At 72.3% G+C, this 9,676-nt stretch carries 7 protein-coding genes and 1 pseudogene; 2 read left to right on the top strand and 6 right to left on the bottom strand.

Annotated features, from left to right (window positions below; genetic code table 11):
- Positions 1 to 340: 340 nt before the first annotated feature.
- Positions 341 to 625: a hypothetical protein gene (locus tag IH61_RS0138950; RefSeq protein ID WP_158845856.1), complete on the top strand. Its 285-nt coding sequence runs from the start codon at positions 341 to 343 to the stop codon at positions 623 to 625.
- 710 nt (positions 626 to 1,335) lie between these two features.
- A pseudogene (locus IH61_RS50465) lies at positions 1,336 to 1,557 on the top strand (replication-relaxation family protein); the annotation flags it as partial.
- 95 nt (positions 1,558 to 1,652) lie between these two features.
- Here the strand turns inward: IH61_RS50465 and IH61_RS49380 are convergent.
- The 6 genes from IH61_RS49380 to IH61_RS0138915 form a co-directional block, all read right to left on the bottom strand.
- Positions 1,653 to 2,372 carry a hypothetical protein gene (locus IH61_RS49380; RefSeq protein WP_234327529.1) on the bottom strand — a complete coding sequence of 240 codons (720 nt, stop codon included), beginning with the start codon at positions 2,370 to 2,372 and terminating at the stop codon, positions 1,653 to 1,655.
- Between the two features lie 141 nt (positions 2,373 to 2,513).
- Positions 2,514 to 3,695, bottom strand: coding sequence for a hypothetical protein (locus IH61_RS0138935; protein ID WP_234327528.1), 1,182 nt, complete (start codon positions 3,693 to 3,695; stop codon positions 2,514 to 2,516).
- Positions 3,696 to 3,911: 216 nt separating this feature from the next.
- A complete protein-coding gene (locus IH61_RS48000; RefSeq protein WP_031078986.1) occupies positions 3,912 to 4,328 on the bottom strand; it encodes a hypothetical protein in 417 nt (138 codons plus the stop codon).
- Between the two features lie 448 nt (positions 4,329 to 4,776).
- Positions 4,777 to 7,146, bottom strand: a complete 2,370-nt coding sequence (locus tag IH61_RS0138925) for a DEAD/DEAH box helicase (RefSeq protein ID WP_051838743.1) — start codon at positions 7,144 to 7,146, stop codon at positions 4,777 to 4,779.
- Positions 7,147 to 7,273: 127 nt separating this feature from the next.
- On the bottom strand, positions 7,274 to 7,981 hold the full coding sequence (locus IH61_RS0138920) for a hypothetical protein (protein ID WP_031078983.1): 708 nt from the start codon (positions 7,979 to 7,981) through the stop codon (positions 7,274 to 7,276).
- The coding region (locus IH61_RS0138915; protein ID WP_031078981.1) for a hypothetical protein at positions 7,978 to 9,676 on the bottom strand (1,699 nt) is incomplete at its 5' end. The genes IH61_RS0138920 and IH61_RS0138915, both read right to left, overlap by 4 nt.

Genomic DNA, 9,676 nt, shown 5'->3' with positions numbered 1-9,676 from the left:
CGCCACCACCCCGCCACCACACACAGTCACCAAACCCGGACCACACCCACCCCCGACCCACACCACCAACAGGACCAACCAAAGGTCCAGACAACACCCGATCCAAGGCCATTCCACGCCCACCACAACCAACAGGTCACACATGGCGGTGGGGTCAGCTACTCCTCTCCGCGGCTCACACGCGCGGCCCGGCGTCGGGCATCCGCCGCCTCCGCACGGGCCTGCTTCACTGCCCGCTCGGCCAGGCGCACGGGACAGAACTCCTCCTCCGTCCGGTGGTCCACCGCCTGCCGGTGACGGAACCCTCCGGCGCAGCGCGGGCCAGGCATGGCGGACCCCGTTGGCCGGTCACCAGGTGCAGCAGTGGCCGCAGTCGGCGGAGGGTGGGGTGGTGGGCATCCTCGTGGTGATCGAGCAGCAGCAGCCGGACCTCCTGGTCGTGCACGCCGCCGGCTCCGACCCGGACGTGCCCGGCGACCCGTTGCCGGTGACGGCCTGCGGGCTCGACACCACGGACATGGTCGTCGACCCGTGGCGGCCCTCCGGGCCGGGCTCGCGCTGGTACCCACCCCAGTACGCCGGGCACGTCTGCCCTCGCTGCGAGAACGCCGTCCGGGCGGCGTGAACACGGGGCCGGGGCGAGCGGCGTGGGTTCACAGAGGCCAGTCGCTATCCATACCCCGATCAACGACCGACACCACAACCAGCGACGCCAGGAACGGCGCAGCCAGGCGGGCAGGACGGCGATCGGCGAACGCTCAGCGCGGCCAGCTCGCCGCGCTCGGGCTCGACCGGCGCTGGCTCGCCCAGCCACCTTGCCCGCTGGAGGCGCTCCAGGCCATCTCTGCCCGTCCTGCCCGCCGTGTTCGGGGAACGCGGGCGGGCAGACCCGTACCGGGCCCTCTGGTGGCCCTCTGGGCCGCCGCACGCCGCGCCCATCCCCACCACGCGCGGCCGGCCTCCAGCCGGACGCCGAAGAGGAAAGGCCCGCCGCAGGCGCCGAACCCTACCGACCAACGACAACTGCCACTACAACTACAAGGACCAAAGAAGAAGGAAGGAAGGGTTGTCGGGGTGGTGAGTTTCACCTTGACGGCCACTCACCATGGCCTCTGACCTGGGCTTTCGTCCGGAGGTCGGGCGCCATGGCCGGGGCGGGCGGCCACCGGTTGGCGCACCGGTTCTCACCACCGGTTGTCGCACCGGTTAGAACACCCGTTGTCGGATCGTGTCCGGATGGGCTGATCTTGGTGAGAAATCCGGTGAGAACCGCGGGCTTGTCTACGGGTGCTCGCCGCCACCGGGGCGGTGGGCACCGACGTTGAGGAGCCCGTGATGGCGACGCCGCCCGAGATCGACCACGCCGTGGTCGCCGCGCTGTACCAGTTCCGGATGGCCACGGCCGAGCAGCTGCGCACACTCCACACCCCCGGCAGCCGGCTGGAGCTGATGCGCCGACGGCTGCGCCGGCTGAAGGACGAGGGCCTGGTCGAGGACGTCGTCCTGCCGCAGGCCGGGAAGCTTCGGGCCTGGTTCCTGACGGAGCGGGGCGGTGTGGCACACCCTCACCGACCACACGCGGCCCCTGCGCGGGGCCTGGGAACTGTAGGAGCGGACTGCCCTGTTGTTGGCGGGCGGGCGCTCGCGGGTTGCTACATCAGTTCGCCGTCCAGGTACTTGATCACCGAGGTGACCAGCATGAGCGCGATCACCGCGTTGACACGTGAGTACTGCTTCCGGGAAACGCCGTGGACGCTGGGGTGCCGGCCGAAGGCCCGCGGAATCGGGTCGTTGTTCTTCGGGCGGTATCTGGCGTGGGCGTACCAGACCGGGGCGAAGGTGAAGGCGGTGAAGAGCATGTGGTCGTCCATATTGAACTTGATGCCCTTGGCCTTGTAGTCGTTCCTGGTCAGCTGAATGCGAAGGGTCTCTTCGAGGTGGCGCTGAAGGATCGAGTCGAGGAGGTTGGCGGCCAGGGCCTGCGCCGCGCTGGTGTGGCCGGCCTTCAGCGCGTTGGCGACGTCGTATGCGAAGTCGCGGTCGTCACGAAGCCGGAGGTGGGTGATTTGGTGGAGGACGGTCTCGCAGTCTTCGGTGACGCCCTTCCAGCGCCGCCCGATGATCTGACGCCGTGTCCGGGCGTCCGGAGCATCCAGCAGTGCGCGCACCGTCGATGCTCGCGGCACCCATAGGAGCGGGAGGCCCTCGTCCAGAAGAAGCGGCTTCAGCTCGTCGAGCTTGGCGTCCGCTGCCGCGCTCGCTCCTACACCGCGGGCGGACGACGATGCGCACAGCACTTGGCCGACGAGCTGAAAGCCTCCCGTACCCGCTCGGCCCCCGCGGACCAGCCCCTGCCAAGCCATGCTGCCCATGACACCTGTGAAAGCTCTGACGGCCTGGCAGGACACCCTGTGGTGAAAGGTATCTCGACGGATGCCGGGCATGTTGGGAGAGCCGCTCCGCGTCCCACGCCGCCTCGGACTCGCGCCGTCGCAGCATGGGACGCGGTGTGGTCAAGCGGCGATGGCCAGGCCCGGCAGTCGGCCGGGAAGCCATCCCCGCAGGCGCAGCCCCGGGGCTCGGCGGCTGCACCATTCGGTGCAGTAACGGCGGGCACGGCCCGCAGCCGCAGGCGGCGGCACCGTCTGGGCGCAGACCGGACAGTGGCCCGACGGGACAGGCGTGGCCACGCGTTCCAGCAGGCGCTGGACGCGGCGCTGTTCGTCGGGTTTGTAGGGCTCCTCGTCGGCGGTGCAGTTGGTGAGGAGTTCGGCGAAGGTGGCACGCAGTTGGGGGAGGTCGCGGCAGCGGGCGCCGAGGAGGGCGAGGTAGTCCTCGACGGGCCAGGTGGCGAGGGTGGCGGTGCGGGTGAGGTAGAGGCCGACGGTGTCGATGCGGTGGTGGTCGGGGGTGTCGAGGAGGAGGTAGCCGAGGATCTGCCAGGCGGTGGCCTTCTCGAAGCGGCGGGGGTGGCGGGTGCTCTTGATCTCGATCAGCGTGCCGTCGGCCAGGAGGTCGGCGTCGGCGGTGATGTCGACGCCGGCGAACGTCACGCAGCCCTTGCAGTCGGCGGGACCAGTGGTGGCGCGCAGCGTCTGGAGGGGGCTGGCGGCGGCGAGGTGGAGCTGGGCGGTGACGTCGTCGACCAGGTCGCGGTGGGGAAGGGCCAGGAGTCGCTCGAGGGTGAAGGTCTTGGGGGCTTCGACGGCGGCTAGGAAGAGCGGGGTGTAGGTGAAGCCGTAGGGGTTGCGGGCGGCGACCTGGTACCAGGCCGCGGCGAGCAGGAGCCGCGCGAGGTCCTGCTCCTCCTCCCAAGAGCGGTCCACCGGCAGGTCCCGGTCGTCCAGGTCCAGGGCGTGAGCGGTCTCGGCCAGGCGCTCGAGGAGTTGCTCGCCGACGGCGCCCATGCGCTCGCCGACCCGGGGGCCGCCGATCCCCCTGCACATCTCGACGCCCCAGACGGTGGCCGGGTCGACGGGGGCGGCGGCGTTGAACGCCAGGCGCAGGCGCAGGTCGATCGCGGTCCCGACCGTGCCCGCCTCGGTCCCCACCCCTTCGGGCGGCAGCAGGACAGGCGTGTCGGCGTACCGGGCGCGGAAGTTCTCCCGCAGCGGCTTGGGGCCCGCCGACATTTCCCGGTCCAGGAAACGGCGCAGCGGGGTTCGGGGGCAGCTGAGGCCGGAGGTCAGGCTCATGCCGTCCACCGCCAGTCGGCAGTTCTTCTGCGGGCCGAGCTGACGTGGAGCAGCACGGGGGTGCTGGGCCGGCGTGTGGTCGGAGTGGTGGTACGCAGGTGGTTCGTCATACCGGGGACGCTAAGAACGTCCTCTGACAGGTTGTGGGACGAACGGAGCAGGCGTGTCGCCCGGCTGGGAAGGTCTTCACCCGGACGGGCGGACCTGCCTTGCGTGTCAGACCGGGTCCTGGGGCGGGAAGTGCCGCTGGAGGATCTCGGCCCACGTCGGCAGGGCGACGAAGCGGCCGGTGTCGTCGGCCTGGGCCTGGACGAGTTCCAGCAGGGCCGCGACGAACGGGTCCGCGGCAGTGCCGGCCGGGAGCGCGGTGGCGGCCGCCCTCAGTCGGCCGTGGGCGGCGGGGAAGGCTTCCTTGGCCCACGCGCTCTGTTCCTTGACCTGTGCGGCGCCGGCTTCCATCAGGATCTGCTCGACCGTGTAGGCGGGGCACTGGGCGGTGTGCCAGGTCTCGGAGACGGTCAGGTCGCGGCCGACCGTGGTGATGCGGATGTCGCCGCTGTCTGGTGCGGCGTGGCAGTCCTCGCACTCGCGGTAGTGGCGGGTGTTCGGCTGCTCGGCGTGGGGGTCGGTCACAGGGCACCGGGTCCTTCTTGCGCGGCGGGCCGGGTGTGGGGCCCCGGCCCGGGAGCGCCCATCCAACGCTCACCGAACAGCGAGGTCAACACCTTTCACCAGGTGACGGCACGTTAGAGCTGGCTGCGCCGTACAGCAGGACATGCTGGCCCGTCGCGGCTCGGTACTACACAGGGCGAGGACGGCGGTGCGGGTGAGGTCTCGGACGGCCGGGCGGCCGGGGGCGAGGGTGGGAGCGGCGCTGGCGAGCGTTCCCCCGGCTGTCTGCCCCGGGTGGAGGTGCCGTCCTCGAACAGCGCGTCGCCGCCGTCGCCGCAGGCGCCGCATTCCCACTGGGCGTACCAGGAGACCTTGGGCGGCTGGGTGGTGGGGATGGTCACTCGTCTCCTCCGGGAGGTAGGCCGTCCCGGCCTGGTTGGGCCGGGACGGCGGGGGCGTGCGGGGCGGGTCAGCCGGTGACGGTCTCGGCGTGCCGGGTGAGCGCGTCCAGGAGCGCGGCCTGGTGGTCGGTCAGCTTGCCCTCGGTGCGGGCCCCCGCCTGCTTGCGCAGCCAGGTGCCGGGCCGGAACGCCGGGTCGTCGCCGAGGCCGGTGCGGTTCGCCGGGCCGTCGAGGGTGCCGCCGGCGGCGAGGTAGGCGAGCAGGCGACGGTAGGAGCGGTTCCAGTCCGGCTCCAGCCGCCACAGCTCGTCCAGGCCGTCGAGCTTGGCCACCTGGTCCGCAGTGAGGTTGTCGGCCTTGCGCTGGCGGCGCATCCACGCGCCCACCGCGTAGCCGTCCAGCTTCGCCGTGGCGGGGATCGCGAGGTGGCCGTGCTGGTGGTGGAACGCGGCGGCGTACGCGTAGCCACGCTCCCAAGCGTTGGCGTTCTTCGACCAGATCATGCCGAGCGCGTTCAGCTCGGAGACGCGGGCGGGGTCGAGCAGGTGCTGGCCGTGGAGGTGGCGCTGGCGGGTGAGCCAGGAGATCAGCTCGGCGTGCTTCGCCTTGTCGGTGGGATCGAGGTGGCCATGCCGAAGGTGGAAGACCGCGGCGACGGCGTGCATCCGCTGCCACTCGACCGCGCGGGGGTTGAACGCCCGCAGCTTGACGGTCTGGAGGATCTTCGCCGCGTGCTGCTTCGCGTTGATCCGCAGCCACTCGATCGGCGACTCCACCGGGGCCGGCTGCTGCTCCCCCTCGCCGCCGGGCTCGGCGGCCTCGCCCTCGGCCGGCTTGGCCGCCGTGGTGTGCGCGGTGCCCTGCGAACGCGCTCCGCGCAGCTCGGTGATCCGGCCGACCACCCGGGCGTCATGCGCCGCCAGGGCGCGCAGGACGCGCCAGATGGTGCGGAAGGAGCTGGCCTCGATCTCGGCGTCGGCCTCGGCCTTCACGGCCTCGCCCGCGTCGTGGACCTCGGCCGGGTGCGCAGCGGCGGTGTCGTCGCCGATCTCCGGCGTCGGGAGGTAGACCGGGATGATGACCCAGGACACCTTGCCCTGGCGGTAGGACTGGCGCAGCGCGCGGCCGACGGCCTGGACGATGTCGATCACGCTCGACTTGGGGTCGGCGAAGACGATCGCGTCGACGGCGGCGACGTCGATGCCCTCGGAGAGGAGGCGGGAGTTGCAGATGACGCAGCACTCCTCGCCCTCCTCGCCGGGCCGCTCGCCGGTGGATGCCTTGAACGTGGCGAACGCGGCACGGCGGTCCCTGAGGCGGTCGGTGCCGGCCACAGCGAGTGCCGTCAGGCGTTCCGGGCGCTCCGCCTCCTCCAGCAGCTCCGACGCGTCCGGCAGGGACTTCGCGAACTCCCGCGCCGCCGACACCCGGGAGTGGAAGGTGATCACCCGGCGCAGTTCCAGGTCGTTGATGGCCCGCAGCACCGCGACCTGGAGCGCCAGGCGCAGCAGCTCCTCGTTGCTGCGCTGGGAACGCAGGTCGGCGACGGCGGGCAAGTTGAAGAGCTCGCGCAGGTCCTCGTCCGTCACCACGGGGACCAGGACGCGGTAGTCGGCGAGGTAGCCGTGCTCGATCCCCTGCCCGAGGGTCCAGGTGAAGCAGGTCTTGCCGTAGACCGCCTCGTCGTCCATCGAGCAGAGGACGGGCAGCTTCTCCGTGCCCTCGGCGTCGGCGAGGTCGGCCAGGCCGTCCTTCGCCCGCCGGTCGTCCGCGATCCGCGGGGTGGCGGTGAAGTACAGCCGGCGCTTCGCCGGAACCTGGGCGTCGTCGTGGACGGCGGCCCACGCCTTCCCCTCCGAACCGGCCGTGCGGTGGGCCTCGTCGACGACCACCAGGTCCCAGGCCCGCAGGCCGAAGTCGCGGTGGGCCTGGACGATGCGCTCCAGCGAGGCGTAGGTCGCGTACACGGTCACCGGCTCGCCGGCTTTTTCCTTGGCGACCAGGTCCGCGATCCGCGGGGCCTGCGTCGACACCTGGGCGTGGACGCGGCCGCCGGCCTCCGCGCTCTCCAGCGCCTCCTCCCGCGAGCACGCCGCCACCGCCAGACCCCGGCGCCCACCCCGCAGCGACCAGGACTCCGCCGTCTGCTCCAGCAGCTCGATCGTCGGCACCAGCACCAGCACCCGGCCCCGAGCGGCCAGGCGCCTGGCACAGCTGGCCGCGATCAGCGTCTTGCCCGAGCCGGTCGCGGCAACCACCGTGGCGCGGCCGCCGTCCTTCACCTCGCGCACCGCGGCCGCCACGGCGTCCTTCTGGAACCAGTGCAGCGGCAACGGATTCACCACGGCGTCGGACGGCTGCGCCGGGAGCGGCGGGGTGGCCTGGGCGCGCAGTCCGACCGGCGCGGTCTGCTCGGCGGTGGCGGTGGTGGTCTCCACGGCAGTGCTTCTCCTTCGGATGCTGAGACGGCCCGGCGAGGCGCTCGGTGCTGTGGGAGGGGCGGGGCGGGGCGGTCGGCCTCTCCCCGGGGCCGGGTCATGGTTGGGGAGAGGCCGACCGGATTCCCTACTGCTGGCGCTCGGGGATCCAGCCCCTCACCTCCAGATACGCGATGTCGGCGTCCTCGACGGCGCGGCCGGTCTCCACCAGCCACTCCCTCATGGCCTCGGTGACGTCGCCGTGGTGGTCGGCGACGCGCTGGGACCATTCGGCGGCGTCGAACCCGCCGGTGGAGGCGGAGCCGTAGGTGCGCTCCTCCGTGCCGTCGGAGCGGGGGATGAAGCCTCGGCGGATGCCGCCGGAGTCCTTCTCCGAGCCCGCGCTGTAGACGTACTGGTCGGCCTTCATCCGGACGGTGAAGGCGAGGCGGCCGCCGGCCTGGCCGGTCTCGTGGACGACCGGGGCGAGGTGGGAGGCGCCGGACTTGATGGCCTGCTTGCCTGCGCGGCCGGCCATCGACTCACCGGGCTTGCCGACGGTGTCCTTGCCCCGTACCCGGGCCTTCTGTCCGGTCTTCGTGCGGCGGCGCTGCAGGTTCTCCTGGGCGACGGAGCCGAGTGCCTCGGTGTCGCGTTCGCCGCCGCGTACCGCGCGGACCAGCTGGCGCAGTGCGCCGACCATGGACGCGCCCTTGCCCTTGGTGAAGAACTGGCTGACCAGGCTGGCGTCGCGGCCGAGCATCGTGGCGATCTGGCGCTTCGTAAAGCCCTGGTCGATCAGTTCCTGGGTCAGGCGGGCGGCCTCGTTCGGCTGGCTTCGGGCGGCCGGGCTCACTGGTCGGTGCCCTTCTCGGCGAGTTCGGCGCGGCCCAGGGCGCGCAGTTCGAGGTACTGCTCCTGGCTGGTGGGGTGGTCGACGGGGCCGGTGAGGTGGCCCTTGAGGAGGTAGTCGCCCACCTCGCCGCGGTAGGGCCAGGGCTGGGGTTCGGTCAGGGCGATGCCGTCGGTGCCGAAGTAGACGACGGTGCCGGGCCTGGTGTGGAGGGCGCCGGCGTGGGCGATGATCTCCTTGCCCTGGCGGTACTTCATGTCCAGCAGGGCGGCGCGGGCTCCCGACCAGACGTAGGCGGCCCACTCGGGGTGGGCGTACGGGTCGCGGGAGAAGCCGGCCTGGCGCTGCCAGGTGACGACGTCGCCGTCCTGGCCGAGGATTTCGGCGCCGGCCGGGAGCGGCTCGCCGAGCGGGGTGGTGCCGGAGACCAGGCGGGGGCGCTGCGCGAAGGCGCCGAGGCCGAACAGCAGCACGGAGCGGACGGCGCGGGAGGCGAGGTAGGCGGCGGTGCGCTGGCGTTCGTCGGCGTGGATGCGGGAGAGGTTGGTCAGGTCCGCCCAGGCCGACTTGAGGCGCTTGCCCCATTCGTCGAGCGGCTTGCCGTCCTCGAAGAGCAGGCCGCCGAGGATCTCGACCTTCCACGGTGCGATGTGGTTGGCGAGGGCGAGGTGGACCTCGGCACCGCCGGCCCAGGTGGTGAACGTGGCGCCGGGTGCGGCCGGGTAGGTCCAGGCGCGGTCGCCGGTGACGGGGGCGGGCAGGAGGCCGACGTGGTTCCAGTCGGCCGGGACGGTGACGCGGATGTTCCAGTGGGAGCAGGACATCAGGGCCTTGGTCTGCTCGGCCTCGGTCATCGCGGCGAACGCGGTGGCGGTGATGCGGGTCGGGGTGCCGACCGGGGACTTCCACAGGTGCTTGGCGTAGGCGAAGGTGCGGTCGTACTCCACCAGCGCGGGCAGCTGCTGCGGCACGCGCGGGGGCAGGATCAGCTCGGTGCGGCCCTGGCCGCCGGTCGCGTGCAGCAGCCCCCTCAGCTCCTCCGAGAGGACCGGGTAGCCGCCGGCCCACTTCCCGGTGGTCGGGACGGTGCGCGACCACAGGTCCCGGCCGGTCTGCGACGGGGAACCCATCAGGACGGCGTCGTCCCAGTGGCGGCGCAGCGCCTGCCACAGCAGCGTGAACGCCTGACGGCAGGTGGCGACGTCCACGCCGTCCGGGTCGAACCACTCCCCCATGCTGCGGATTTCGGTGACCGGGCCGTCCGGCGCGGCGGCGGGGGCGTAGCGGCCGACCGGCTGGCGCTGGTGGACGAAGTGCCCGGCGAGCTTGTCCCGGCCGGAGCCCACGGCGGTGGTCCACCGCTCGGACGACGTGTTCAGCCACGCGGCGACCGCGTCCTTGAGCGTGGAGTAGCGCTCCGCGCCGTCGTGCCACGGGGCGCCGGCGGTGATGTAGACCCGCTCGGTACCGGGCGCGGCAGCCAGGACGGCGTCCAGGATCTCCCCCGGGGTCCGGGCGCCGAGGTCGAGACGCACCACCCGGTCGCGCACCGCCACGTCACCGGTCGCGGCGTCCAGGAACACCGTGCTGCGGGCCTGCTGAACGAAGTTCGGGCGCTTGGACACCAGGCCCGTCGTGACGGCCTCGAACCGGGCACCCGCCGGGCCCTCGGGGAGGGCGGGCAGCTCACGCGGACCG

This window comes from Streptomyces sp. NRRL WC-3742, assembly GCF_000720635.1.
Lineage (GTDB): Bacteria > Actinomycetota > Actinomycetes > Streptomycetales > Streptomycetaceae > Kitasatospora.
The sequence above is the reverse complement of the archived record's forward strand: the minus strand, read 5'-3'. Positions and strand labels throughout refer to the sequence as shown.

What these genes read in the sequence shown, in the direction of transcription:
- IH61_RS49380 (WP_234327529.1), bottom strand. Translation starts at nt 2,372, where the DNA reads ATGGGCAGCATGGCTTGGCAGGGGCTGGTCCGCGGGGGCCGAGCGGGT.
- IH61_RS0138935 (WP_234327528.1), bottom strand. Translation starts at nt 3,695, where the DNA reads ATGAGCCTGACCTCCGGCCTCAGCTGCCCCCGAACCCCGCTGCGCCGT.